The 24791-nt window shown below is 66.0% G+C and carries 23 protein-coding genes; 15 read left to right on the top strand and 8 right to left on the bottom strand.

What is annotated here, in order from left to right; genetic code table 11:
• Window positions 1-20 precede the first annotated feature (20 nt).
• Window positions 21-221 carry a heavy-metal-associated domain-containing protein gene (locus J8I26_RS18995; protein WP_209608666.1) on the bottom strand — a complete coding sequence of 67 codons (201 nt, stop codon included), beginning with the start codon at window positions 219-221 and terminating at the stop codon, window positions 21-23.
• Window positions 222-388: 167 nt separating this feature from the next.
• Between J8I26_RS18995 and J8I26_RS19000 the strand changes: the two genes are divergently transcribed.
• The 4 genes from J8I26_RS19000 (at window position 389) to J8I26_RS19015 (ending at window position 5343) form a co-directional block, all read left to right on the top strand.
• Window positions 389-2866: a heavy metal translocating P-type ATPase gene (locus J8I26_RS19000; protein ID WP_280868878.1), complete on the top strand. Its 2478-nt coding sequence runs from the start codon at window positions 389-391 to the stop codon at window positions 2864-2866.
• 1 nt (window position 2867) lies between these two features.
• On the top strand, window positions 2868-3293 hold the full coding sequence (cueR, locus tag J8I26_RS19005) for a Cu(I)-responsive transcriptional regulator (RefSeq protein ID WP_209608667.1): 426 nt from the start codon (window positions 2868-2870) through the stop codon (window positions 3291-3293).
• Entirely contained in the window at window positions 3290-4267 is a 978-nt protein-coding gene (locus J8I26_RS19010; RefSeq protein ID WP_209608668.1) for a Gfo/Idh/MocA family oxidoreductase, read from the top strand. Before cueR ends, J8I26_RS19010 begins: the two co-directional genes overlap by 4 nt.
• Window positions 4268-4446: 179 nt before the next feature.
• Window positions 4447-5343: an alpha/beta hydrolase gene (locus J8I26_RS19015; protein WP_209608669.1), complete on the top strand. Its 897-nt coding sequence runs from the start codon at window positions 4447-4449 to the stop codon at window positions 5341-5343.
• Between the two features lie 30 nt (window positions 5344-5373).
• Here the strand turns inward: J8I26_RS19015 and cadR are convergent, their stop codons facing one another.
• Window positions 5374-5826 (bottom strand): Cd(II)/Pb(II)-responsive transcriptional regulator, encoded by a 453-nt coding sequence (gene cadR / locus J8I26_RS19020; RefSeq protein ID WP_209608670.1) that lies wholly within the window; start codon window positions 5824-5826, stop codon window positions 5374-5376.
• 84 nt (window positions 5827-5910) lie between these two features.
• Between cadR and J8I26_RS19025 the strand changes: the two genes are divergently transcribed.
• The 7 genes from J8I26_RS19025 (at window position 5911) to J8I26_RS19055 (ending at window position 14257) form a co-directional block, all read left to right on the top strand.
• A complete protein-coding gene (locus J8I26_RS19025; protein WP_209608671.1) occupies window positions 5911-8247 on the top strand; it encodes a heavy metal translocating P-type ATPase in 2337 nt (778 codons plus the stop codon).
• A gap of 13 nt (window positions 8248-8260) precedes the next feature.
• Complete coding sequence (locus tag J8I26_RS19030; protein ID WP_209608672.1) at window positions 8261-8746, top strand: hypothetical protein; 486 nt, start codon at window positions 8261-8263, stop codon at window positions 8744-8746.
• Window positions 8747-8836: 90 nt separating this feature from the next.
• Complete coding sequence (locus J8I26_RS19035; RefSeq protein WP_209608673.1) at window positions 8837-10219, top strand: TolC family protein; 1383 nt, start codon at window positions 8837-8839, stop codon at window positions 10217-10219.
• A complete protein-coding gene (locus J8I26_RS19040) occupies window positions 10216-11598 on the top strand; it encodes a copper oxidase (protein WP_209608674.1) in 1383 nt (460 codons plus the stop codon). The genes J8I26_RS19035 and J8I26_RS19040 overlap by 4 nt, the downstream gene beginning before the upstream one ends.
• A gap of 22 nt (window positions 11599-11620) precedes the next feature.
• Window positions 11621-12112 carry a DUF411 domain-containing protein gene (locus J8I26_RS19045; RefSeq protein ID WP_209608675.1) on the top strand — a complete coding sequence of 164 codons (492 nt, stop codon included), beginning with the start codon at window positions 11621-11623 and terminating at the stop codon, window positions 12110-12112.
• Window positions 12113-12159: 47 nt separating this feature from the next.
• On the top strand, window positions 12160-12465 hold the full coding sequence (locus tag J8I26_RS19050; protein ID WP_209608676.1) for a copper-binding protein: 306 nt from the start codon (window positions 12160-12162) through the stop codon (window positions 12463-12465).
• 154 nt (window positions 12466-12619) lie between these two features.
• The gene (locus J8I26_RS19055; RefSeq protein WP_209608677.1) at window positions 12620-14257 is read left to right on the top strand and encodes a fatty acid--CoA ligase; all 1638 of its coding nucleotides are present in this window, start codon (window positions 12620-12622) and stop codon (window positions 14255-14257) included.
• Between the two features lie 483 nt (window positions 14258-14740).
• Here J8I26_RS19055 and purU read toward each other — a convergent pair whose 3' ends face one another.
• Window positions 14741-15610: a formyltetrahydrofolate deformylase gene (gene purU / locus J8I26_RS19060; RefSeq protein WP_209608678.1), complete on the bottom strand. Its 870-nt coding sequence runs from the start codon at window positions 15608-15610 to the stop codon at window positions 14741-14743.
• A gap of 354 nt (window positions 15611-15964) precedes the next feature.
• A complete protein-coding gene (locus tag J8I26_RS19065; RefSeq protein WP_209608679.1) occupies window positions 15965-16489 on the bottom strand; it encodes a polymer-forming cytoskeletal protein in 525 nt (174 codons plus the stop codon).
• 398 nt (window positions 16490-16887) lie between these two features.
• On the opposite strand from J8I26_RS19065, the gene J8I26_RS19070 reads away from it, so the two are divergent.
• The 3 genes from J8I26_RS19070 (at window position 16888) to J8I26_RS19080 (ending at window position 20124) form a co-directional block, all read left to right on the top strand.
• Entirely contained in the window at window positions 16888-17298 is a 411-nt protein-coding gene (locus J8I26_RS19070; protein WP_209608680.1) for a hypothetical protein, read from the top strand.
• A 201-nt stretch (window positions 17299-17499) separates the two neighbouring features.
• Window positions 17500-18216: a Pr6Pr family membrane protein gene (locus tag J8I26_RS19075; RefSeq protein WP_209608681.1), complete on the top strand. Its 717-nt coding sequence runs from the start codon at window positions 17500-17502 to the stop codon at window positions 18214-18216.
• Between the two features lie 171 nt (window positions 18217-18387).
• A complete protein-coding gene (locus J8I26_RS19080; protein ID WP_209608682.1) occupies window positions 18388-20124 on the top strand; it encodes an acid phosphatase in 1737 nt (578 codons plus the stop codon).
• 471 nt (window positions 20125-20595) lie between these two features.
• Here J8I26_RS19080 and J8I26_RS19085 read toward each other — a convergent pair whose 3' ends face one another.
• Window positions 20596-21603, bottom strand: coding sequence for a sulfonate ABC transporter substrate-binding protein (locus J8I26_RS19085; RefSeq protein WP_209608683.1), 1008 nt, complete (start codon window positions 21601-21603; stop codon window positions 20596-20598).
• Between the two features lie 255 nt (window positions 21604-21858).
• Between J8I26_RS19085 and J8I26_RS19090 the strand changes: the two genes are divergently transcribed.
• Complete coding sequence (locus J8I26_RS19090; RefSeq protein ID WP_209608684.1) at window positions 21859-23589, top strand: chloride channel protein; 1731 nt, start codon at window positions 21859-21861, stop codon at window positions 23587-23589.
• A 43-nt stretch (window positions 23590-23632) separates the two neighbouring features.
• Here the strand turns inward: J8I26_RS19090 and J8I26_RS19095 are convergent, their stop codons facing one another.
• The 3 genes from J8I26_RS19095 to J8I26_RS19105 all read right to left on the bottom strand — a co-directional run.
• Window positions 23633-23869 (bottom strand): hypothetical protein, encoded by a 237-nt coding sequence (locus tag J8I26_RS19095; RefSeq protein ID WP_209608685.1) that lies wholly within the window; start codon window positions 23867-23869, stop codon window positions 23633-23635.
• A 189-nt stretch (window positions 23870-24058) separates the two neighbouring features.
• Window positions 24059-24355: a hypothetical protein gene (locus J8I26_RS19100; RefSeq protein ID WP_245200409.1), complete on the bottom strand. Its 297-nt coding sequence runs from the start codon at window positions 24353-24355 to the stop codon at window positions 24059-24061.
• A 325-nt stretch (window positions 24356-24680) separates the two neighbouring features.
• Window positions 24681-24791: spore coat protein U domain-containing protein (locus J8I26_RS19105; RefSeq protein ID WP_209608043.1), on the bottom strand; the 111-nt coding region annotated here is incomplete at its 5' end.

Genomic DNA, 24791 nt, shown 5'->3' on the forward strand with positions numbered 1-24791 from the left:
CGCAATGACCGGCAAACCGCTCAGCCCGCCACCGGCGTATAACCCGCCTCTTCGATCGCCTCCGCAAACTCCTGCGCGGGCAATGCGCTGTCGATCACCACACGCTTGTCGGCCACGGCGATCTCCACTTTGGCGTTCGCGTCCACATCCTTGACGGCCTTGGTGATGACGCCGGCGCAATGGTTGCAGGTCATGTCGTTGACGGTGAAGGTGGTGCTCATGGCGGTTTCCTTTCAAAAATGACGAATGATGGGGCAAGCTTAAACCTTCCCATTGTGGCAAGGTCAAGCACCCGTTTGTCGTATCCATGCGAAAATGCCGCTTGACCTTCCCATGATGGGAAGGATGATGATGGCGTCGTGTCCATTGCCGCCACGGAGCGTGTTCCATGACTTCCGCCGTTTCTTCCACTGCGTCCCCTGCCACTTCGTCCGCCACCCGCGAGTTCAGCCTCGACATCGAAGGCATGAGCTGCGCCTCCTGCGTCAACCGCGTCGAGAAGGCCTTGCGCGCCGTGCCAGGCGTGGCCGACGCCAGCGTCAACCTGGCCACCGAGCGCGCCACCGCACATGCCGCCGGCAATGTCGACGCGGCCCAGCTGGCCGCTGCCGTGGAAAAGGCCGGCTATCGCGTCAAGGCGGGACAGGTCGAGCTGGAGATCTCAGGCATGAGCTGCGCCTCCTGCGTCACGCGCGTGGAGAAGGTGTTGAAGAAAGTGCCGGGCGTGTCCGGGGTGAGCGTGAACCTGGCCACCGAACGCGCCAGCATCGCCACGCTGGGCGACGCCCCCTTGCCCGCGCTGATCGCCGCTATCGAAAAAGCCGGCTACCAGGCCAAGCTCCATGAAACAGCCGGCCCACAGAAAGCATCGGGAGCCGCCCTGCCCTCGTGGTGGCCGGTCGCCTTGGCGGCCGCCCTGTCGCTGCCGCTGGTCTTGCCGATGCTGCTGATGCCTTTGGGCATCCGATTCGACTTGCCGCCGCTGTGGCAGTGGCTGCTGGCCACGCCGGTGCAGTTCTGGCTGGGCTGGCGCTTCTATCGCGCCGGCTGGGGCGCGCTGCGCGCGTTCTCCGGCAACATGGACCTGCTGGTGGCGCTGGGCACCAGCGCGGCTTACGGCCTGTCGCTGTATCAATGGCTGAACGCGACGCAGATGGCCGGCCATGGCATGGCGGCGCCGCACCTGTATTTCGAAAGCTCGGCCGTGGTGATCACACTGGTGTTGCTAGGCAAATGGCTGGAGACCGGCGCCAAGCGCCAGACCGCCGACGCCATCGCCGCGCTTAACGCGCTGCGTCCCGACACCGCCCGCGTGCGGCGCGACGGCAAGGATCTCGACGTGCCGTTGGCGCAGGTGCGCGTGGGCGACCTGGTGGTGCTGCGCGCCGGCGAGCGCGTGCCGGTCGACGGCACGGTGCGCGAGGGACGCAGCCACCTGGACGAGGCCATGCTGACCGGGGAAAGTCGCCCGCAGGCCAAGGAGCCCGGCGACAAGGTCGCCGCCGGCGCCATCAATGCCGAGCGCGTGCTGCTGATCGAGACCACCGCCATCGGCGCCGAAACCGTGCTGGCGCGCATCGTGCGCATGGTGGAGCAGGCGCAGGCGGCCAAGGCGCCGATCCAGCGCCTGGTGGACAAGGTCAGCGCGGTGTTTGTGCCGGCGGTGCTGCTGCTGGCGCTGGTCACGCTGCTGGGCTGGGGCCTGGTCGCGGGCGACTGGGAACAGGCGTTGCTGAACGCGGTGGCGGTGCTGGTGATCGCCTGCCCCTGCGCGCTGGGGCTGGCCACGCCCACCGCCATCATGGCCGGCACCGGCGTGGCGGCGCGCCACGGCATCCTGATCAAGGATGCGCAGGCGCTGGAGATCGCGCATCGCACCACGGTGGTGGCCTTCGACAAGACCGGCACGCTGACCGAGGGCCGGCCGCGCCTGACCGAGACTGAAGCGCAAGATGGCGACGATCAAACGCAACTGTTGGCGCTTTCGGCCGCACTGCAGGCCGGCAGCGAGCATCCGCTGGGACGCGCCGTGGTGGATGCCGCGGCGGCACGACAGGACCTGCCGCGCCTGCAGGCCAACGCGCTGCGCAGCGTACCCGGACGCGGCATCGAAGGCGTGATCGACGGCGCCCGCTATTGCCTGGGCAGCAGCCGCTGGATGCAGGAACTCGATGCACACTCGCCGGCGCTGGCAGCGCGCGCGCAGGCGCTGGAACAGCAAGGCCGTACGCTGTCTTGGCTGGCGCGGGTGGACGACGGCGCGGCAAGCATCATCGGCCTGCTGGCCTTCGGCGACGCCGTCAAGCCGCAGGCGCGGGACGCCGTGCGCACGCTGCGCGAACTCGGCATCACCAGCGTCATGCTGACCGGCGACAACCGGGGCGCCGCGCAGCAGGTCGCAGCCGAGCTGGGCATCACCGATTTCCGGGCTGAAGTGCTGCCGGTCGACAAGGCGCAAGCCGTCGACCAGCTGCGCCGCCGCGACGGCAAACCGGCCGTGGTGGCGATGGTCGGCGACGGCATCAACGACGCGCCGGCGCTGGCCGCGGCCGATGTCGGCATCGCCATGTCGACCGGCACCGATGTGGCCATGCAGGCGGCCGGCATCACGCTCATGCACGGCGACCCGGGACTGGCGGCCGACGCCATCGACATCTCGCGCCGCACCTATGCCAAGATCCGCCAGAACCTGTTCTGGGCCTTCATCTACAACCTGGTCGGCATCCCGCTGGCGGCCTTGGGCCTGTTGAACCCGATGCTGGCCGGCGCCGCGATGGCCTTTTCCAGCGTCAGCGTGGTCAGCAACGCCCTGCTGCTGCGCCGCTGGCAAGCGCATCGTCCCCTTCGCTCGGGAAAGGAGCAATGACATGAACATCGGAGAAGCGGCCGCCGCCTCGGGCGTCTCGGCCAAGATGATCCGCCACTATGAAGAGACCGGCCTGATCCCCAAGGCCGGCCGCACCGACGCCGGCTACCGCGTCTACGGCGAGCGCGAGGTGCACCTGCTGCGCTTCATCCGCCAGGCGCGCCAGCTGGGTTTTGCGATGAAGCAGATCGGCGACCTGATCGGCCTGTGGCTGGACCAGTCGCGCTCCAGCCGCAAGGTGAAGCAACTGGCCGAGACCCACATCGGCGAGCTCGACCAGCGCATCCGCGAGCTGCAGGCCATGAAGTCGACGCTGGAAAAGCTGGCCCACGACTGCCACGGCGACAATCGCCCCGACTGCCCCATTCTCGACGCGCTGGGCAGCGAACACGGCTGCTGCGTCGATGTCCCGAAAGCTGCGGCATGAGCGCGCTGCGCTGGGGCATCATCGGCTGCGGCGCCGTCACCGAGCGCAAGAGCGGCCCGGCCTATCAACAGACGCCGGGCTTCACGCTGGCGGCGGTGATGCGACGCGACGCCGCGCTGGCGGCCGACTATGCGCAGCGCCACGGCGTGCCGCGCTGGTTTGACGACGCCGATGCGCTGATCAACGATCCGGACATCGACGCCGTCTACATCGCCACCCCGCCCGACACGCATCTGCACTACGCGCGAAAAGTTGCCGCCGCCGGCAAACCCTGCTGCGTGGAAAAGCCGATGGCGCCCAGCCACGCCGAATGCCTGGCCATGCTCGCAGCGTTCGAGCAGGCCGGCGTGCCGCTGTTCGTGGCCTACTACCGCCGCTCGCTACCGCGCTTCGAGCAAGTGCGCGCCTGGCTGGCCGAGGGCCGTATCGGCGCGCCGCGTCACATCCACTGGCAACTGGCACGCACGCCCGGCCCCGACGACCTGGCCGGCACCTACCGCTGGCGCACCGATGCCAGCATCGCGCCGGGCGGCTATTTCGACGACCTCGCCAGCCATGGCCTGGACCTGTTCTGCCACTTCTTCGGCAAGGTGGCGCAGGCAACCGGCAGCAGCACCAACCAGCAGGGCCTGTACAGCGCGCGCGACGCGGTGGCGGCCAGCTGGATCTACCGCAACGGCGTGACCGGCAGCGGCAGCTGGCACTTCGGCAGCTTCGAGCGGGCCGACCGGGTCGAGATCACCGGCAGCGGCGGCAAGATCGTGTTCTCGGTGTTCGACGAACATCCCCTGCAACTGATCACCGCCGGCGGCGTTGAAAACATGGAGATCGCCAACCCGCCGCACATCCAGCTGCACCATGTGGCCAACATGTGCGCGCACCTGTCCGGCGGCGCGCGCCATCCGTCCTGCGGCGACAGCGCCGCGCATACGGCCTGGATGATGGATTGCATCCTCGGCAAGTCAGCAGCCTGAGCGGGCCTCGGCCGCATTGCCCGAATCCGGTTAAGCTGCCCATGCATGAGGAGTTTTCATTCGCCCCGGCCGTTTTGACATTGCGGGTCGGCAGCGCTGCTGCCATGATGGTTACAATAAAAGAGTAATTTTCCCGCAAGTCCAGCAAGTCGAGCCGCACCCACCGGAGATCGCCTGCCATGCCCCAGACCAACCATCTGAGTTTCATCGATACCGACAAACTGCGCGTGGGTTATGAAGAGAGCGGGCCAGTCGATGCCCCGGCTGTGGTGCTGGTGCATGGATGGCCGGACGATGTACGCACCTGGGATCACTTCCTCAAGCCCCTGCGTGCGGCCGGCTATCGCGTGATCCGCCCCTTCCTGCGCGGCTACGGGCCGACCCGATTCCTCTCCGACACGACACCGCGTAGCGGCCAGTTGGCCGCCTTGGGGGCCGACCTGATGGCGTTCGCCGACGCCCTCGGCCTGCAGCGCTACTCGGTCATCGGCCACGACTGGGGTGCACGCGCGGCCTACATCGCCGCCTCGCAGACGCCGGAACGCATCGCGCATTGCATCACCCTCTCGGTCGGCTGGGGCACCAACACCGCCGACCAGAAACTGTCGCTGCAGCAGTCGCGCAATTATTGGTACCACTGGTTCTTCGCCACGCCGCGCGGCGAGGCCGAGCTGTGCGAAGACCGACGCAACTTCGCGCGTTTCATGTGGAATACCTGGTCGCCGTCTTGGAATTTTGCCGACAGCGAGTTCGGCAACACCGCAGCCTCGTTCGACAATCCCGACTGGATCGACATCTGCCTGCACTCGTATCGCCATCGCTGGGGCTTCGTCGCGGGCGATCCGGACTACGCCGAGCTGGACGCCAGGCTGGCCGCCACGCCGCGCATCATGGTGCCGACCCTGATGCTGCACGGCAGCGAGGACGGCGCCAACCATCCGGTCACCTCGGAGGGAAAAGAGAAGTTCTTCGGCGACGCCTACAAGCGCGTGCTGATCAAGGGCGCAGGGCATTTCCCGCAGCGGGAAAAACCGGATGAAGTGATCGGGGAAGTGATGGCCTGGCTGGACCGCTGAGTTCGCCCGACGCTTGGCCGGCAAGGACGCTCAGTGGCAGCCGCCGCCGTGGCTGCCCAGGTTAGCCGGCCTCGCATCGTCCGGCATGTTGGCCAGGCCCTGCAGGATGCCGCAATCGCGCGCCGGCTGATCGGTATCACACTGCGCACGTAGCAGGTGCAATTGCTGCTGCAATCCTTTCAACTGCTCGATGCGCTGGGCCACGTGACCGATGTGCTTGTCCAGCAGCGCGTTGACCTCCCCGCAATTCTGCTCGGGCGCGTCGCGCAGGCGCAGCAGCTCGCGCACCTCGTCCAGCGTCATGTCCAGCGAGCGGCAATGGCGGATGAACTGCAGCCGCTCCACATGGCGCTCGCCATACAAGCGGTAATTGGCCTGCGAGCGAGTAGGCTCGGGTAGCAGCGCTTCCTTTTCGTAATAACGAATGGTTTCCACCGGGCAATCTGCACGACCGGCGAGCTCACCTATTTTGAGGTTGTCCATGAATTTCTCCTTCACTTGACCTTGTAGCTACTCCAGGGTTTTTAATATACCCCGGATAAAGATCTGTCGCACAAGGAGAGCCCGATGGCCGAACACAAGCATGGACACACACACAACCACGACCACGATCATCACGATCAAGGCCACAGCCATGCCCACGACCACCCGTCCGAACATTCCCGCGCCGCCCCGGCCGCCGGCTGCTGCAGCGGCCACGCTTGCGCAGGTACGCCCGCCGGCGCGCCGCTGGCCATGCCGCAGGCGCGACGCTTGTCCGGCCAGGCCGAGCAGGCGGTGTTCTTCATCCAGAAGATGGACTGCCCCACCGAGGAAAAACTGATCCGCGAGCGCCTGGCGCACATGGATGGCGTGGGCGCGCTGGAATTCAACCTGATCCAGCGCGAGCTGACCGTGCAGCACCAGTTGCCGTCGATCGCCCCCATCGTGGCCACATTGAAGGCGCTGGACATGCTGCCGGCGGTCAAATCCGATTCGCTGGACGCCGCCGCCGGTGCTGACGCCCCCGACCAAGCCGCGGCCTATCGCATCCCGGCGCGGCGCTGGATCATGCTCGGCCTGGCCGGTCTCGCCGCACTGGCCTCCGAGCTGGTGGCCTGGACCAGCGGCGACGAGCGCTCGCTGCCCGTGATCGCGCTGGCGCTGCTGGGCATTGCGCTGGGCGGCCTGGGCACGCTGAAGAAGGGCTGGATCGCGCTGCGCAACTTCTCGCTGAACATGAACTTCCTGATGTCGCTGGCCGTCATCGGCGCCGCCGTGATCGGCCAGTGGCCGGAGGCGGCGGTAGTGATCGTGCTGTTTACGCTGGCCGAGATGATCGAGGCACTCTCGCTGGACCGCGCCCGCAACGCCATCGCCGGACTGATGGCGATGACGCCGGACGTGGCCACTGTGCGCGGCGCCGACGGCGCCTGGCGCAGCATGGCCGCGCGCGAGGTCGCCATCGATGCGCTGGTGCGCGTGGCCCCCGGCGAGCGCGTGCCGCTGGACGGCGTGGTGACCAGCGGCAGCACCAGTATCAATCAGGCGCCGATCACCGGCGAGAGCATCCCGGTGGCCAAGCAGGTCGGCGACCCGGTGTTCGCCGGCACCATCAACGAACATGGCGCCATCGAGCTGCGCGTCATCGCCGCCCAGGGCGACTCCACCCTTTCGCGCATCGTCAAGAGCGTGCAGCAGGCCCAGGGCCAGCGCGCGCCGACGCAACGCTTCGTCGATGGCTTCGCGCGCTGGTACATCCCGGTCGTGGTGGCGATGGCGGTGCTGGTGGCGGGGCTGCCGCCGCTGTTGCTGGGCGCGGCCTTTTACCCTTGGTTCTACAAGGCGCTGGTGCTGCTGGTGATCGCCTGCCCCTGCGCGCTGGTGATCTCCACCCCGGTGACCATTGTCAGCGGTCTCGCGGCGGCGGCGCGCCACGGCATCCTGATCAAGGGCGGCGTCTATCTGGAACAGGGCCGCAAGCTGCGTGCGCTGGCGCTGGACAAGACCGGCACCATCACCTTCGGCAAGCCCGTGGTGACCGACGTGGTGTCGCTGGACGCGGCCGCCGACCAGGACGCGCTGCTGCGCCTGGCCGTTTCGCTGGCGGCGCGTTCGGACCATCCGGTCTCGCGCGCCATTGCCGCCCAGGAGGGCGTGGCGGCGCAGGAGGTGGACGCATTCGAGGCGCTGGCCGGCCGCGGCGTGAAGGGCCGCATCGACGACGAGCTGTATTACCTGGGCAACCACCGGCTGGTGCATGAGCTGGGCATGTGCAGCCCCGAGCTGGAGGCGCGCCTGCAAGCCTTCGAAAAACAAGGCAAGACCACCACCCTGCTGTGCCGCGGCGCACGCCCCGAACTGCTGGTGGCGGTGGCCGACACGGTGCGCCCGACCAGCCGCGCAGCGGTGGCCGAGTTGCAGCGCCTGGGCGTGAACGTGGTCATGCTGACCGGCGACAACGCCCACACGGCGCAGGCCATCGCGGCCCAGACCGGCATCGCGGATGCCCGCGGCGACCAGCTGCCGGATGACAAGAAACGGGTCATCGAGGAACTCGCCGCACGCCACGGCCAGGTCGGCATGGTGGGCGACGGCATCAACGATGCTCCGGCGCTGGCGCGCGCGCAGATCGGCTTCGCCATGGGCGCGGCCGGCACCGATACGGCGCTGGAAACCGCCGACGTCGCGCTGATGGACGACGACCTGCGCAAGATCCCCGACTTCATCCGCTTGAGCCGCAAGGCGCACGCGGTGCTGGTGCAGAACATCACCATCGCGCTGGGCATCAAGGCAGTGTTCCTGGCGCTCGCGCTGGCCGGCATGAGCTCGCTGTGGATGGCGGTGTTCGCTGACATGGGCGCCAGCCTGATCGTGGTGTTCAACGGCTTGCGCCTGGTCAGGGGAGTGCCGGCGCGAGGCTGATATACTGGCGGCCATGATCCTGCGCGCGAAAATCCTGCTGCTGTGGCTGCTGACGCTGGCGATCCCCGTCCAGGGTTTCGCCGCCGTGCTGCAGGCGTGCGCGCCGGCGATGGTACAAAGCGCGGCTGCAGCTGCAGCGCATGAGGCGCACCGGATGGCTGACATGCATCAGGATGCCCAGGCCCGGCCCATGCAGGCCGCGTCTCACCAGCATGAGCATCACGCAAGCCCGTCGACCCACGCCGGTCACGCCGGCCATGACATGCCATCCATGCAACTGGCCGACGCCGCGCATGACCACCCCGCGCACGCACAGCACGCGCAACACAAATCCTCCTGCAGCTACTGCGCCGCCTGCACCACCGGCGCGCTACTGCCGCTGGCGCTGAACGCGCCGCCCGCCCCCAATCTCCCCTCGCGCGAATTCATCGCGCTGCCGGCCTCCGGCTTCGTCGGCTTCCTGCCGGAAAATCCCGACCGGCCGCCGGCCCTCCTCTGATCGCTGAACGCGCGCCTTGGCGCGCGCATGCACTGCCGCGTCATCGCCTGATGCGCGGCGGATGACGCTCATCATCAGACGAGGATTTTCATGATCCCCTTTGCTTCACATCCCCTGCGCGCCGGCGTGCTGGTCGCCTGCGCGCTGCTGGCGGGCTGCGCGCAGCTGTCGCAAGACGGCGGCTTCGGCCGGGTGCAGGACATCTCCGCTGCCAGGCTGGGCGCCGCGCCCGCCTGGAACCGCACGCCGGCAGACGCCCGCCGCGCCGAAGCGCGCGTGCACCAACTGCTGCCCGCCGGCCGGCTGGCCAGTGCCGACGACGCGGTGCAGATCGCGCTCATCAACAACCCCGAGCTGCAAGCCGCCTTCGCCGAACTGGGCGTGGCCGAGGCTGATCTGGTGCAGGCCGGCCGCCTGTCCAATCCCGGCTTCTCGTTCGCCCGCACGCATGCCGGCGGCGACATCAAGATCGAGCGCAGCCTGACGCTGGGCCTGATGCAGCTGATCACCCTGCCGGCCGCCTCGCGCATCGAGGCGCGCCGCTTCGAGCAGGTGCGCCTGCAACTGGCCGCGCGCGTGCTGGCTACCGCTGCGCAAACGCGCCAGGCCTACTACAAGGCGCTCGCCGCGCAGCAGGGGCTGGCTTACCAGGAGCAGGTCGAGCAAGCCGCCGAGGCCGCGCATGAGCTCACCGCGAAAATGGCCGAGCGCGGCAACGTCAGCCGCCTCGACGCCGCGCGCGAGCAGCTGTTCTACGCCGAGACGCAAACCCGCCTGCAACGCGCGCGCCGCGAAGCGCAACAGGACAAGGAAACGCTGGCGCGCCTGCTGGGCATGCCGCCCGCCTTCACGCTGCCGGACCGTCTGCCCGCGCTGCCCAAACAGATTGAAGAGGCCATCGACGTCGAGCGCCAGGCGGTGGAGCAGCGGCTCGACGTGCTGGCCGCGCGCACCGAGCTGGAAGGGCTGCAAGGCTCGCTGGGCCTGAGCCGCGCCACCCGCTTCATCAACGTGCTGGACCTGGGCGCGCTGCGCACCACCGAAACCGGCAAGGCGCCCGAGATCGGTTACCAGATCGACATCGAGATCCCGCTGTTCGACTGGGGCCAGGCGCGCGTGGCCAAGGCCGAGGCGATCTACCTGCAAGGCGCCAACCGGCTCGCCGCCGCCGCGCTGGATGCGCGCGCGCAAGCCCGCCTGGCCTGGCGCGAGCGGCAAGACGCCTATGCGCTGGCGCGCCGTTACCGCGACGGCATCGTGCCGCTGCGCCAACGCATGTCGGAAGAAAACCTGCTGCGCTACAACGGCATGCTCATCAGCGTGTTCGACCTGCTGGCCGACGCCCGCGAGCAGGCCGCCACCGTCAATGCCGCCATCGACGCCGAACGCGATTTCTGGATCGCCGACGCCGCCTTGCAGCTGGCGCTGGGCGGCCCGGTCAACACAGCGAACCCACAAGGAATCCAACCATGAGCAACACCAACATCAGCCGCCGCGCCTTCCTGCAGGGCTCGGCGCTGGCGGTGACCGCCTCGGCCGTGAGCCGCGCCGGCGCCGCCGGCCTGCCCGAGGCGCCGCTGCAGCAAAGCCCGTTGACCCAGCCGCCGCTGGCGCCGGCCAACGGCCGCCCCTACCAGCCGGTGGTCACCTTGAACGGCTGGACCCTGCCCTGGCGCATGAAGAACGGCGTGAAAGAATTCCACCTGGTGGCCGAGCCGGTGGTGCGCGAGATCGCACCCGGCATGAAGGCCAATCTCTGGGGCTACAACGGCCAGAGTCCGGGGCCGACCATCGAGGTGGTCGAGGGCGACCGGGTGCGCATCTTCGTCACCAACAAGCTGCCCGAGGCGACCTCGGTGCACTGGCACGGCCAGCGCCTGCCCAACGGCATGGATGGCGTGGCGGGCCTGACCCAGCCCGGCATCCCGCCGGGCAAGACCTTTGTCTACGAATTCACCGCGCGCCGCGCCGGCACCTTCATGTACCACCCGCACGCCGACGAGATGGTGCAGATGGCCATGGGCATGATGGGCTTCTGGGTCACCCATCCCAAGGACCCGAACCTGATGCGTGTGGACCGCGACTTCGTGTTCCTGATGAACGCCTACGACATCGAACCGGGCGCGGCCGTGCCCAAGGTCAACACCATGCTGGACTTCAACCTGTGGACCTGGAACAGCCGCGCCTTCCCCGGCATCGATCCGCTGGTGGTGCGGCAAAACGACCGCGTGCGCATCCGCATCGGCAACCTGACCATGACCAACCACCCTATCCACCTGCACGGTCATGAATTCACCGTCACCGGCACCGACGGCGGCTGGACACCGCCGGCCTCGCGCTGGCCCGAAGTCAGCGCCGACATCGCCGTGGGCCAGATGCGCGCCATCGAGTTCGACGCCACCGAGGAAGGCGACTGGGCCCTGCACTGCCACAAGGCGCACCACACGATGAACGCCATGGGCCACGCCGTGCCGACCATGATCGGCGTGGATCAATCGGCCGTGGCCGGCAAGATCGCCCGGCTGATCCCCGACTATATGGCCATGGGCGACAAGGGCGGCGCCATGGGCGACATGGAAATGCCGCTGCCCGACAACACACTGCCGATGATGAGCGGGCGCGGCCCCTACGGCGCCATCGAGATGGGCGGCATGTTCAGCACCGTGAAGGTGCGCAAGAACCTGGCGCGCAACGACTACCGCGATCCCGGCTGGTACCGCGCGCCGGCCGGCAGCGTGGCTTACGAATGGACGGGTGAGGCGCCGGCGCCGAGCCTCGCGCCGGACGGCCGGGGCAGTACGGGCGCCGACATCGGCACGGCCAAACCCGGCCCTCATCACGAACACCATTGAACCGCTCAACGAGAGGACAAGCATGCAACGACGACACTTCACCCTGGCCGCGCTGGCGGCCCTCACCCTGCCGGCGCTGACGGTGCTGACGGCGCGGGCGAGCGGCAAGCCGGTCGAACGACCGCGCATCGCCGTCTACAAGGACGCCAACTGTGGCTGTTGCCACCAATGGGTGGCGCACCTGCAGGCCAGCGGTTTTCAGGTCGACGCCACCGACGTCGAAGACACCGGCGTCTGGCGCCGTCGCTTCGGCATGCCGGATCGCTTCGCCTCCTGCCACAGCGCCCGGGTCGAAGGCTATGCGGTCGAAGGCCATGTGCCGGCCGCCGAGATCCTGCGCCTGCTGAAGGAAAAGCCGGCCGCCGTCGGCCTGGCCGTGGCAGGCATGCCGGCCGGCTCACCCGGCATGGAAGACCCGCGCAAGCCCAATGCGCGCGCCGCCTACGATGTGCTGCTGGTCGGCCGGGACGGCAAGACGGCGGTGTATCACCGCTACGACGCGGTGGCCGGCTGAACCGGTTCGGCCGCATCAGCTGTTCGACCCATGATCGAAAGGACAACATGACAATCCGCACCGTAATCGCCCGCCTGCTGCTGGGCGCCAACCTGACATTGAGCGCGCTGGCCGCCGCCGCGCAGGACAGCCGCCCGCCGGTCGACGGCGAAATCCGCAAGGTCGACGCCGCTGCCGGCAAGCTGACCATCCGCCATGCCGACATCCCCAACCTGCAGATGGCGGGCATGACGATGGTGTTCAAGGCCGCGCCCGAACTGGTGGCGCGCGCCAAGGAAGGAGAGAAGATCAGCTTCACCGCCGACCGCGTGGACGGCGCGCTGACGGTGATGTCCTTGCAAGAGCGTCCCTGAGGCCGGGCCGCTGATGCGGGGGGCGACGAATTGCCGTATGTAAATTTCGTCGCCTTCGAGACAATTTGGGGCTACCGTTGGCGGTATTATCTGACGCTTATTCAAAGGACAGGCGTCACGCCAGATGACGTCGTTATAGTGGAGAGAAGACGGTATGCCCCAACTCATCAGCACCACCCCCTCGGCCTATGGCTATCCCCTGCTGATCAAGCAATTGCTGCACAGCGCGCTGGTCACTGCGCCCGATCAGGAAATCGTTTACAACGACCGCCGCCACAGCTACACCGAGTTCTACCGTCGCGTGCAACGCTTGGCCAACGCCCTGGGCGAGATCGGCCTGCAGCCCGGCAACACGGTCGCGGTAATGGATTGGGACAGCCACCGCTACCTCGAATGCTTCTTTGCCGTGCCGATGATGGGCTGCGTGCTGCAGACCGTGAACGTGCGCCTGTCGCCCGAGCAGATTGCCTACACGCTCAACCATGCCCAGGCCGACGTGCTGCTGGTGAATTCCGATTTCATGCCGGTATTAAAGCAGATCCGCGGCGAGCTCAATACGCTCACGCGCTGCGTGCTGCTCACCGACGACGCCACGCCCTGCCCCAAGGGCCCGGGCTTTGCCGGCGAATATGAAGAGTTGCTGGCGCAGGCCGAGCCGGCCTACGACTTCCCCGACTTCGACGAAAACGCCCGCGCCACCACCTTTTACACCACCGGCACCACCGGCCTGCCCAAGGGCGTCTACTTCAGCCACCGCCAGCTGGTGCTGCACACGCTGGGCGCCACCGCCGGCCTGGCGCTGGCGCCGCAGCAGGGACGGCTGCACCGCGACGACGTCTACATGCCGCTCACGCCGATGTTCCACGTGCACGCCTGGGGCCTGCCCTATGTGGCCACCATGGCCGGGCTGAAACAGGTCTATCCGGGTCGTTACGTCCCCGACACCATCTGCAAGCTGATCACGCGCGAGAAGGTCAGCTTCTCGCACTGCGTGCCGACCATCCTGCAGATGGTGCTGGGCTGCGAGGCGGCCAAAGAGGCCGACCTCTCCGGCTGGAAGATGATCATCGGCGGCTCGGCCATGACCGGCAGCCTGGCCAAGGCTGCACGCGAGCGCGGCATCGACGTCTTCACCGGCTACGGCATGTCGGAAACCTGCCCCATCCTGACCCTGGCGCAGGTCCCCAGCGACGAGCTGGGCGGCGACCAGGAGGCCGCGATCCGCGTCAAGACCGGCCGTCCGCTGCCGCTGGTGGCGATCCGCACCGTGGATGAAGACATGCAAGACTGCCCGCGCGACGGCAAGAGCACCGGCGAGGTGGTGGTGCGCGCGCCCTGGCTCACGCAAGGCTACCTGCACCAGGCCGACGCCTCGGAAGATTTGTGGCGTGGCGGTTGGCTGCACACGCAAGACATCGGCAACATCGACCAACGCGGCTACCTGCAGGTGACCGACCGCATCAAGGATGTGATCAAGACCGGCGGCGAATGGGTCTCCTCGCTGCAGATCGAAGACATCATCGCGCGCCACCCGGCGGTGGCCGAAACCGCCGTGATCGGCATCGCCGACGGCAAATGGGGCGAACGCCCGCTGGCGCTGGTGGTGCTGAAAAAGGACGCGGTCGGCATCACCGAAGAAGACATCCGCCAACACGTGCTGGCCGCCGCCGGCAGCGGCCAGATCTCACGCTACGGCGTCCCGGACCGCATACAGTTCGTGCCCGAACTCGCCCGTACCAGCGTGGGCAAGCTCAACAAGCGGGTGATGCGGGAGCAGTATCCCACGAAGTAATCGACCGCCCATCAACCTCTTCGCCCCCTGCTACCCCAAGGTCTGCCGGCTGAATGAGATAGCGAACCGACGCTCCGACGCGGCAAGCGAGTAGCAAGCCCCGCGATGCCGAAGGCGAGCCGGCCGGCTTTCCCCTTGTGGGCCAGCCGGCGGAGTGCGATGAAAAATGGATCAGCAAGGCAGCCGGAGCGAAGCGACTCTGCCTTGCCCATTTTTTAGCGCACTCCACCGGGAACCCCGAAGGGGCTGGCACTTAGGGGCCGCTTTTCTTTGCTTACTTTCTTTGGCGGAGCAAAGAAAGTGAGCGGCTGCCGGGCCGCTCCCGGCGCTCCGTTCCGACCGGAGAAAGAAAAGCATCAAGCCAGTACATCGACCGGCAGCAAGACCAGACTACCCAAGCAAAATAAAACCAAACAACCCAAAACAAAAACGCCGTTCGGCCCAAAACCGAACGGCGTTTCCATGTAAAACCAGCAAAACGGATCAGTTGAAGATCACCGTCTTGTGTCCATTCAACAGAATGCGATGCTCGGTGAACCACTTCACCGCGCGCGCCAGCACCACGCACTCGATATCGCGCCCGATGGCGGTCAGGGTATCCGGGCCCATCGAGTGATCCACGCGCTCCACGCCCTGCTCGATGATCGGACCTTCATCCAGATCGCTGGTGACGAAGTGCGCGGTGGCGCCGATCAGCTTCACGCCGCGGTCATGCGCCTGGTAGTACGGCTTGGCGCCCTTGAAGCTGGGCAGGAAGGAATGGTGGATGTTGATCGCACGGCCGCGCAGGGCCTCGCACATCTCGGGCGACAGGATCTGCATGTAGCGCGCCAGCACCACCAGGTCGATCTGGTTGGCGTCGACGATTTCCATGATGCGCTGTTCCTGCGCGCGCTTGGCTTCCATCGGCGCGCCGGTGGCCAGCGGCAGATGGTGGAAGGGAATGTTGTAGCTCGCGGCCAACTGGTAGAAGTCGGTATGGTTGGACACGATCGCCGGAATCTCCACCGGCAGCAGGCCGCTCTTGTAGCGGAACAGCAGGTCGTTCAGGCAGTGGCCGATCTTGGACACCATCAGCATCACGCGCGGCTTCTTGCCGGCGTCGTTGAGCTGCCAGTTCATCTGCAGGGCATCGCCCAGCACGCCGAAATCGGCGCGCAGCTGGGCGTCGGAGATCGAGGCGTCCTCCGAGGAGAAATGCACGCGCATGAAGAACAACTTGGACTGGCCGTCGCCGAACTGGGCGGAGTCGATGATGTTGCAGCCGTGGTCGGCCAGAAAGCCCGAGACGCGATGCACGATACCGCGCTGATCCAGGCAGGACAGAGTGAGAATGTATTCCGGGTGAGTCATGACAGTGAACTGAATAACGCCAAGCGTCAGCGGCGCGGAAGATCCGCCAGGCCGCCGCCGGCGCAACCTCGGCCGGCGAAAGACGAAAGGCGCTATTGTCGCACGGCAGAGCCATGCGGACAAACCCGCGCTGCGTTTTGCGCCGCCGACACGCTACTGCCTGGCGATTTTCAGCCCCTTTGCGCGCCGTTGTCGCACATTTGCATGCCAAACCGGCCACAACATTTCACGCCGGCAACACAAAAGCCGCGCCGGCCGAAGCCGTGCGCGGAAATCTCCTTAGCCCCTGTCAGGCCGGTCCGGCAGCGCGGTGCGGCGCAGCCGGGAGTGTGACGACGTCGGTGAGCCGGTGACTCAGGCGGTCTTTTGCAGCAGTTCCTTCTGCTCATGGCCGCCGCCGACCTGCAGGTCGCCCGAGAGCTGGCCGCCCTCTTCGATCACCAGCTTGCCGTAACGGATCTTGCCGGTCACCTTGCCGCTGGAATAGATCACCAGCTTCTGGCGCACGGTCAGGTCGCCGTCGAACTCGCCGCGGATCTCGGCCAGGTCGATCTCGGCCGAGCCCTTGAAGGCGCCGCGCTCGGCGATCTGCACCACGCGGCAGTTGATGGTGGCCTGCACCTTGCCTTCGACGACCAGGGTGTCGCAGTCTTCAATCTCGCCCTTGACCTTGATGTTGGGGCCGACGGTCAGCTTGCTGCCGGTTTCTTCAGTTGCGGCCGGCGCCGTGGTCGGCACCGAGGAAGGATACTGAGTGGTTTTTTGCACGCTGGTCACGTTGCCTCCGCCGGTAGATTGGGAAACGCCATTGTTTGCACTGAAGGGGGAATTGGTCGAACTGGTTTCACGTTTGCCGAAGAGGGATTCTGAGCGAAGCATGTGATCTCCTGAAAATGAGGGGGCGTGCAAAACGGGAAGCACGAAAAAAACAAGGCGGCGCGCATGTGAATCAAATGGGCAGCGGGCGTGGAAGATGCCGTGCGAATTCGAAAGACCTTCTGATCGGGTCCGACTATTCAGATGCGCGTCGCGGGTCGACAGGTTCATCTTTTTCCTGGCGCCGGCGATGAGCCGGAAAGCTTGCCAGGCAAGAAACCTGTGCGATTCGGCAGGACACCTATTCGAAAGTTCACGATAATTTTGTAACAGCGAAATCAGTATTTCGCCTGCTGTCAAAACCCTTCGCGAACGTCGTCCTCGCTGATGCTCTGCGATGACTGAACGGAGTAAAAATGGAGTGAAGAACGACGCTTCACACAGGTGTCCGCAACCGAAATTTGCGTGTTGAACGCAGCACAAATTATTTATATTTCCGCGCGGCTTGTAACCAAAAAAGATGTAACAGTTACGCACGAAAAGGCGTCGCCATATGGCGACATGCATCAGTCGCTAAGTCACGCCGGATCTGGTTTTCAGGTCGACGTCATTTTCTGCTCGTGGCTGTTCGGGGAGATAAAAACGGCGAGCGCGCATCGCTGGCGCACAGAAAAAAATCCCTGCTGCGCACGCCTGCTGCGGCTGATGCGCGTGCTCGTTTTATCGCGCCTGTTGCGGCATCGTCGCTGCATCGTCGTGACAGCAAACACATGGCAAAGACGACGCGCGCAAGCCGCAGCCCACACGTCAAAACATCGCCCGGCATCACGGGCAAGCTCGACACGAGCACGATCGTCGACGACGAGCGATGAGCCACGAGCGACGCCGAGGTGGCGCCCGCCCGCATTTGTGACCGCATGTAAGCAGTGAAAATGAATGTCATCGGCGCGACGCTCTCGGCGCAACCGATTTATGATGCTGTATCTGCCGCCGCTCCTTGCACGCACTGCAACGCAAGGCCTGCTCGCAAAAGCATCGCGCGGCGCCGCCACCTGCATTGGAACTCCTGAGCCATGAGCCACGAACAGATCCCTTCGCCGCAATCGCTGGATTCCTTCGGCGCCAACATCTTTCCCGCCCAACGCGGCTCCAGCGCCTCGCGCGCGCTGGCGGCCGTGATCGCGATGATCAGCTGGTTCGCCTTCGTCGCGCAGACCGATATCACGCTCAACCGCCTGCTGGCGCGCGGCGGCGGCATCCTCGACGGCCTGGACCGGCTCACCATGTACCTCACCAACCTGACCATCCTGATGGCCGCGCTGTGCTTCACCTCGCTGGCGCTGTCGCTGAAGACGCCGGTAAGCCGCTTCTTCCGCCAGCCCTCGGTGATCTCGGCGGTAGTCGCCTACCTGGCCTTCGTGGGCATCGCCTATAACCTGCTGCTGCGCCAGCTGTGGGCGCCGAGCGGTTTTCGCTCGCTGGTCAATGAGAGCCTGCATACGGTGGTGCCGCTGCTGGCGATCGTGTACTGGATCTTCTTCGTGCCGGTGTTCCGGCACTCGGTGAAGAAGTCGCTGCTGTGGCTGGTCTATCCGCTGGGTTACCTCTTCATCACGCTGTGGCGCGGGGCACTGTCGGGCTTCTACCCTTACCCCTTCATCGACGTGAACCGACTCGGCTATCCGCGCGTGATCCTCAATTCCAGCCTGCTGTTCGTCGGCTTCATGGTGCTGATGACCTTGTTCGTGGCGATCAATCACTCCGGCAAGCCGGCGTTCCTGCGAAGGTAATTTCCCTCTCCGTTCCCCTCTTGCGCGGCTTGGCGCCGCGGGCGGCATCCCTTCCCGCCGTTTCCCTGCATTCGTCCTGCCGTTGAAAAAGACACATCCTTGTCACACGGTCGCGCTATCCTCCTTCCGTTCCGCGCCTTCATCCACAACAATATCCGACAGGAAACATCCATGAGCATCCACGACGAGTCCGCCGGTGGCGGCAAGCCGGCATCCCCTTCCCCCGAACACGTCACCTCATCCGCAGCCCCGCAGAGCAATAGCCGCCGCCGCTTCCTCGGCAGCATGGGCGGCGTGGCGGCCATGAGCGCCGGCGGCGCGCTGACCGCCTGCGCCACCGATGGCCAGGGCAGCGTGCAATACCCGGTCGGCAACCCGGCCGATGCGGCGGCGCTGGACCGCGCACTGCGCGACAACGTCAAGACCATCGTGGTGATCTACGCGGAAAACCGCAGCTTCAACAACCTGTTCGGCGATTTCCCGGGCGTGGAAAAGCCGCTGTCCAAGCTGCAGCCCGAGGAATATCAGCAACGCGACCGCGACGGCACCCTGTTGAAGCAGCTGCCGCCGGACTGGAGCGGCACCGTCGGCCAGGAACAGGTGATCGAAGGCGTGACCTACCCCGCCGGCGCCCAGTACACCCCGAACCGCCCGAACGCGCCGTTCGCGCTCAAGGGTCCGCAAGGCGAAGCGCTGCCGCTGGGCCTGGTCACGCGTGACCTGTGGCACGTGTTCTACCAGAACCAGATGCAGATCAACGGCGGCAAGAACGACAAGTTCGTCGCCTGGGCCGACTCCGGCGGCCTGGTGATGGGCTACTACGGCGACACCAAGTACAACCTGCGCCTGTGGGACCTGGCCCGGGAATACGTCCTGTGCGACAACTTCTTCCAGGGCGCCTTCGGCGGTTCCTTCATGAACCACCACTACCTGGTCGCCGCCGCGCCGGGTTACTACCCGAACGTGATGAGCTCGGTCTCGCGCACCCAGGTCGCCAAGACCAAGAACAACGATCCGCTGTCGACCGAACTGGTGCCCGCCGAAAACAGCCCGGCCAGCGCCATGCAGGGCGCGCCGAAGTTCGGCCCCAGTGCGCTGACGCCGGACGGCTACGCGGTCAACACCATGGCGCCGCCGTACTGGCCGACCTGGGCCCGCGACAAGAACAACCCGTCCTACTCCGAACCCAACCAGCCCAGCGTGCTGGTGCCGCAGACCCACGAACACATCGGCGACAAGCTCAACAAGAAGGGCGTGGAATGGGCTTGGTACGCCGGCGCCTGGCAGGCTACGCTGGACGAGTTCAAGGACTCCAAGGGCATCCCAAAGATCCCGAACTTCCAGTATCACCACCAGCCTCTCAACTACTTCAAGAACCTGGGTCCCGAGAATCCGTCCGAGCGCAACAAGCGCCTGCGCGACGGCGGCCTGGGCGACGAGGCGCGCACCAACCGCTTCCTGGCAGATGTCGAAGCCGGTCGCCTGCCGCCGGTCACCTTCTACAAGCCGCAGGGCAACCTGAACATGCACGCCGGCTACGCCGACGTCGCCTCGGGCGACCGCCACATCGCGCACATCGTCAAGAGCCTGCAGTCCAGCCCGCAGTGGAAGAACATGGTGGTGGTCATCACGGTGGATGAAAACGGCGGCTGGTGGGATCACGTGGCGCCGCCCAAGGGTGACCGCTGGGGCCCCGGCTCGCGCATCCCGGCGCTGGTGGTGTCGCCGTTCGCCCGCAAGGGCACGGTGGACCACACCATCTACGACACCGCCTCGATCCTGCGCCTGATCACCCGCACCTTTGGCCTGGAAAAGTTGGACGGCGTCAAAGAGCGCGACGATGCCATGATCGCGCGCGGCCAGAAGCCGATGGGCGACCTGACCAACGCGCTGCAGTTCAGGGCCTGATCAGCTGATCGCCTGAAAAAAACGCCGCCGCGAGTTGATCGCGGCGGCGTTTTTCTTTTGCGTCGGTGAGGCATCTCGAGCGACGTGGAGGCACGGCGAAAAACGGAGGTTGAGACATGACCAACGCCACTGGATCCCTGCTTTCGCAGGAACGACACTGAAAAGGCAGCCAATCCCTCCGCACGCCCAAGACACCTCCTACCCGTCGTTCCTGCGGAAGCAGGAGCCCAGCGTCGTTCAACGGACGTTGAGGCACGACGAACGCCACTGGATCCCTGCTTTCGCAGGGACGACACTGAAGAGGCAGTCAATCCCTCCGCACGCCCAAGACACCTCCTACCCGTCGTTCCTGCGAAAGCAGGAACCCAGCGTCGTTCAGCGGAGGTGAGACATCATCAAATCCACCGGATCCCGGCCTTCACCGGGATGACGGGGAACCTGAGCAGGCGTAGGCGTAAGCTCACCGCAATCTCAAGCCAGCCACGGCGGCGCCGCCTCCTTCAGGCTGATCTTCTTCGGAATCAGCTTCAGGTCGAGGAAGGTATCGGCGATCTGCTGCTGCTCATCCAGGATGGCCGGGGTGATCGGCACGGTGCCGAAGTGGTAGCGCCCCACGGCGACCTCCAGCACGTTCTTCGGCAAGCCCAGGATTGTCGCCAGCTCGGCGGCGTAGTCGTTCGGCCTGGCCTTGGCCCATTCGTCCAGCTTGCCCAGTTCTTCCAGCGCGATCTTGATCAGGTCGGCGTTGTTCTTCGCAAATTCGCGCGAGGAGAAATAATAAGCGCGGTTCTTCACCACGCCGTCGGCATTGGCCAGGATGCGTGCCTGCAGCGTCTGCTCGGCTGCCGCCAGATAAGGTTCCCAGATCACCCAGGCGTCCACCGCGCCGCGCTCGAAGGCGGCGCGCGCATCGGCCGGGGCCAGCCAGACCGGCGTGACGTCGCCGTACTTCAGCCCATGCTTTTCCAGCAGCTTGACCAGGAAGTAATGCACGTTCGACCCTTTGTTGAGCGCGATGCGCCGGCCTTTGAGATCGGCCGGCTGCTTCAGCGCCGAGCCCTTGGGCACCAGCACCGCCTCCACGAAGGGACGCGGCACCGTGGCCGCCACGTAGGCCAGCGGCGTGCCGGCCGCCTGCGAGAAGATCGGCGGCGCTTCGCCGACATCGCCGAAGTCGATCGAGCCCGCGCCCAGCGCTTCCAGCTGCACCGGCCCGGCCGTGAACTCGACCCATTTCACCGACGCGCCCAGCAGCGCCAGGCGCTGCTCCAGCACGCCGCGGGCACGCACGATGCTCAATGCACCCTTCTGGTAGCCGACCCGCAGCTCGCGCGTGGCGGCGCGCGCCAGCTTCGGCGCCAGCGCGCCGGCCACGCCGATCGCCCCCAATGCGATACCGCCTGCCAGCAAACGACGACGTCGGCCGCCTTTCTCGATGCGCTCGATGGATGAGGTTCTTTTGTCGTCGGCCTGTGGCATGCCTGCTCCGCGGATAAGTGTGTAGGGAATCCGAGCGTAGCCAGCGCGACAGCAAATGCGAACGAATACTTCCGCCGCTGTATAGACGAAAAGCGGATAAGACCGGCGCCATGCGTGGACAACGCGCCACGGCCTCAGACCGGTAGTGCATCAATTTATATCACGTTGTGATATATTCCGATTCTTTCCCAATATCCACGGCGACCTTCTTCTCCCATGCAATGTCAGGACGAAGCCCCGCCGACATCCTTCACCATGAAACACAAACGCGACTACACGGCCGACGGCCGCCTGCCGTTCCTCGCCGCGATGGCGCTGCTCATCGGTGCGCTGGCCACCGGCGCAGCGTGGATCCTGCTCAAGCTGATCGCGCTGTTCACCAACCTGTTCTACTTCCAGCGCCTGTCGGTGGAATCGGTATCGCCGGCCAACCACACGCTGGGGTGGATCGCCGCCCTGCTGCCGATCGCCGGCGGCCTGATCGTCGGACTGATGGCGCGCTACGGCAGCGAGAAGATCCGCGGCCACGGCATCCCCGAGGCGATCGAGGCCATCTTGTTCGGCAAGAGCCGTATGTCGCCGAAGGTGGCGGTATTGAAGCCGCTGTCCTCCGGCATCGTGATCGGCAGCGGCGGGCCGTTCGGCGCCGAGGGGCCGATCATCATGACCGGCGGCTCGGTCGGCTCGCTCATCGCGCAGTTCCTGCACCTGACCGCAGCCGAGCGCAAGACGCTGCTGGTGGCCGGCGCCTGCGCCGGCATGACGGCCGTGTTCGGCACGCCGGTGGCAGCAGTGCTGCTGGCAGTGGAGTTGCTGCTGTTCGAACTGAAGCCGCGCAGCCTGCTGCCGGTGGCGCTGTCCTGCGCGGTGGCCGGCTTCCTGCGTCCGCTGGCCATTGACGCCGGTCCGCTGTTCCCGCTGGAGATCGCCGCCCCCTCGACCACTGCCCTGCTGTCCTGCCTGGCGGCCGGTCTTGCCAGCGGTGTGCTGGCGGCGGCGCTGACGCTGGCGCTGTACCGCGTGGAAGACTGGTTCCATCGCCTGCCGCTGCACTGGATGTGGTGGCCCGCCATCGGCGGCGTGGTGGTCGGCTTGGGCGGGCTGCTGCAGCCGCGCGCGCTGGGCGTGGGCTATGACGTGATCGGCGGCCTGCTGCATCACCACATCATTCTCTCGGCCGCACTGGCGCTGCTGGCGGTGAAGGCGGTGATCTGGCTGGCGGCGCTGGGCTCCGGCACCTCGGGCGGGGTGCTGGCGCCGTTGCTGATGATGGGCGCCGGCCTCGGGCTGGTGCTCTCGCCGCTGCTGCCGGGCGCTTCACCCGAGCTGTGGGCGTTGGTATGTATGGCCGGCGTGCTGGGCAGCGTGCTGGGCGCGCCGCTGACGGCAATCGTGTTCGCCTTCGGACTGACCCATGCCGGCGAGGCGCTGCTGCCGCTGATGGCCACCGTGGCCGTGGCACACGGCGTCAACGTGCTGCTGATGAAACGCTCCATCATGACCGAGAAGATTGCCCGCCGCGGCCTGCACGTGCATCGCGAATACGGCATCGACCCGCTGGAGCGCATGCATGTGGAAGACCTGATGACCGGCTCGCCGCAAACGCTGGACGCCGGCATGCCGGCAGGCGAAGCGCTGGCCACCTGCCGCGCCGCGCAACACACGCACCGCTACTACCCGGTGCTGGAACACGGCCGCCTGGCCGGCATGCTGGCGCTGCGCCGGCTGGAGCAGGCAGAACCCGCGCAACCATGCGCAACGCTGCTGACCGGCGCGGATCAGGCCGGCCTGTCCATCGTGCTGCCGCAAATGAACGCGCGCGCCGCCGCCGGCTTGATGGCGCAGCTGGGCACGGCGCGCCTGCCGGTTGTGGCCGATCGCCAGCACATGAAGCTGGTGGGCATCCTCTCGCTGGCGGACCTGGCGCGCGCCAGCGCTACCCATGCGGAAGAAGAATCGGTGCGGGAAAAACTGCTGGGCTGGTAAAAGCGGATTGAGCGGATTGAGCGCGATGCCGGCGGCGGCGCGCTCAATGCATGCTGTTGTCGATGAAGTCCTTGGACCACTGCAAGCCGGCAGTGCGCAGGCAATTGAAATCGGGATAGTTGTTGTCCCGGTCGCGCCACAAGGCCATCGGCGGACGACCCCATTTGTTGATCTGCACGGACAAGCGCCAGCCGTCGGCCATTTGTAGGCCCACGATGCTGATATCGAAGTTTCGATACTGCGCTGCGTAGGTAAGCGAATGTATTTTCTTGTTTTCCATGGGCAACTTTCGCGACCCTACATTATACGGCGCATGCGCGCCGCAAAACGGAAAGATCGCGAAAGAAGCCGAAAGAAAAACTGATCGTCGCCGATCGCCGGCCAACTCTTATCAAGGAAGCATCAAAACGACAGCCGATCAACAGCCGATGCTTGTCGGACGCACATCAACAGCGACGCAAAGTGCAACTCAAGTGCCGCCGGTCAACTTGCACACCAGGTTGTCTTTAGAGACCAGCACCACATTGACCCCGGCGTTGCCGTTGTCCATACGGAACTCGTTGTTGCCATTGCTCAGTGAAATGATGCGCACCGCGCGCGTGGCCTGCTCGGTCAGGATGGCCTGGCCTTGCTGGTTCATGCAGGTCAGCACACAGCCGCCGCTGGCGCTGCAGTTGCGGGTAAGGTCGCTGGCGACCGGCGTGGGCGGCGGGTTGGCGGCAACCTGGGCAGCCGTCTGCGCCAGGGCGCAAGTCACAGGCAGCATGCAGGCGACCAGGCCTGCAAAGGCAAATCTTGTCAGTCGGGTAGTCACGCTTCCTCCGTTATTGGAATGATTGTCGGACGAGAAATACCAGCATAACTGGCGGTGCAGCTTCACGGTCTGACAGGCGCGACGGCGAATCATTCCCGCCGGCATCAGGTCGGATGCGGCAAAAAAAAACGGCGCACTCCTCGCGAAGTGCGCCGCATCCCCCTCAGGACAAAACCCTCAATCAACCCCGATAACAAGCTTGCGTCTTGCATCCCGAACCCCTTCGGGATTTCCTGCCGGCGGCCGCAATCCGGACGCCTTGCTTCACTGCATCAAATCAGTAGGTCAGCGTGACAGTCACGGTATCCGAGTAAGCGCCGGCCAGCGGAGTCTGCGAGGCCGGGATCTGGCCGTAGACCGTCAGGGTCTGGGTCAGGCCGCTGCCGGT

It is taken from the genome of Herbaspirillum sp. LeCh32-8, assembly GCF_017814915.1.
Lineage (GTDB): Bacteria > Pseudomonadota > Gammaproteobacteria > Burkholderiales > Burkholderiaceae_D > Herbaspirillum.

Coding starts and splice junctions, on each gene's coding strand:
- J8I26_RS19090 (WP_209608684.1), top strand. CDS start 21,859: ATGAAACACAAACGCGACTACACGGCCGACGGCCGCCTGCCGTTCCTC.
- J8I26_RS19075 (WP_209608681.1), top strand. CDS start 17,500: ATGAGCCACGAACAGATCCCTTCGCCGCAATCGCTGGATTCCTTCGGC.
- J8I26_RS19040 (WP_209608674.1), top strand. CDS start 10,216: ATGAGCAACACCAACATCAGCCGCCGCGCCTTCCTGCAGGGCTCGGCG.
- J8I26_RS19035 (WP_209608673.1), top strand. CDS start 8,837: ATGATCCCCTTTGCTTCACATCCCCTGCGCGCCGGCGTGCTGGTCGCC.
- J8I26_RS19080 (WP_209608682.1), top strand. CDS start 18,388: ATGAGCATCCACGACGAGTCCGCCGGTGGCGGCAAGCCGGCATCCCCT.
- J8I26_RS18995 (WP_209608666.1), bottom strand. CDS start 221: ATGAGCACCACCTTCACCGTCAACGACATGACCTGCAACCATTGCGCC.
- J8I26_RS19045 (WP_209608675.1), top strand. CDS start 11,621: ATGCAACGACGACACTTCACCCTGGCCGCGCTGGCGGCCCTCACCCTG.
- J8I26_RS19015 (WP_209608669.1), top strand. CDS start 4,447: ATGCCCCAGACCAACCATCTGAGTTTCATCGATACCGACAAACTGCGC.
- J8I26_RS19100 (WP_245200409.1), bottom strand. CDS start 24,355: ATGCTGCCTGTGACTTGCGCCCTGGCGCAGACGGCTGCCCAGGTTGCC.
- J8I26_RS19010 (WP_209608668.1), top strand. CDS start 3,290: ATGAGCGCGCTGCGCTGGGGCATCATCGGCTGCGGCGCCGTCACCGAG.
- J8I26_RS19065 (WP_209608679.1), bottom strand. CDS start 16,489: ATGCTTCGCTCAGAATCCCTCTTCGGCAAACGTGAAACCAGTTCGACC.
- J8I26_RS19085 (WP_209608683.1), bottom strand. CDS start 21,603: ATGCCACAGGCCGACGACAAAAGAACCTCATCCATCGAGCGCATCGAG.
- J8I26_RS19000 (WP_280868878.1), top strand. CDS start 389: ATGACTTCCGCCGTTTCTTCCACTGCGTCCCCTGCCACTTCGTCCGCC.
- J8I26_RS19030 (WP_209608672.1), top strand. CDS start 8,261: ATGATCCTGCGCGCGAAAATCCTGCTGCTGTGGCTGCTGACGCTGGCG.
- cadR (WP_209608670.1), bottom strand. CDS start 5,826: ATGGACAACCTCAAAATAGGTGAGCTCGCCGGTCGTGCAGATTGCCCG.
- cueR (WP_209608667.1), top strand. CDS start 2,868: ATGAACATCGGAGAAGCGGCCGCCGCCTCGGGCGTCTCGGCCAAGATG.
- J8I26_RS19095 (WP_209608685.1), bottom strand. CDS start 23,869: ATGGAAAACAAGAAAATACATTCGCTTACCTACGCAGCGCAGTATCGA.
- J8I26_RS19055 (WP_209608677.1), top strand. CDS start 12,620: ATGCCCCAACTCATCAGCACCACCCCCTCGGCCTATGGCTATCCCCTG.
- J8I26_RS19025 (WP_209608671.1), top strand. CDS start 5,911: ATGGCCGAACACAAGCATGGACACACACACAACCACGACCACGATCAT.
- purU (WP_209608678.1), bottom strand. CDS start 15,610: ATGACTCACCCGGAATACATTCTCACTCTGTCCTGCCTGGATCAGCGC.
- J8I26_RS19050 (WP_209608676.1), top strand. CDS start 12,160: ATGACAATCCGCACCGTAATCGCCCGCCTGCTGCTGGGCGCCAACCTG.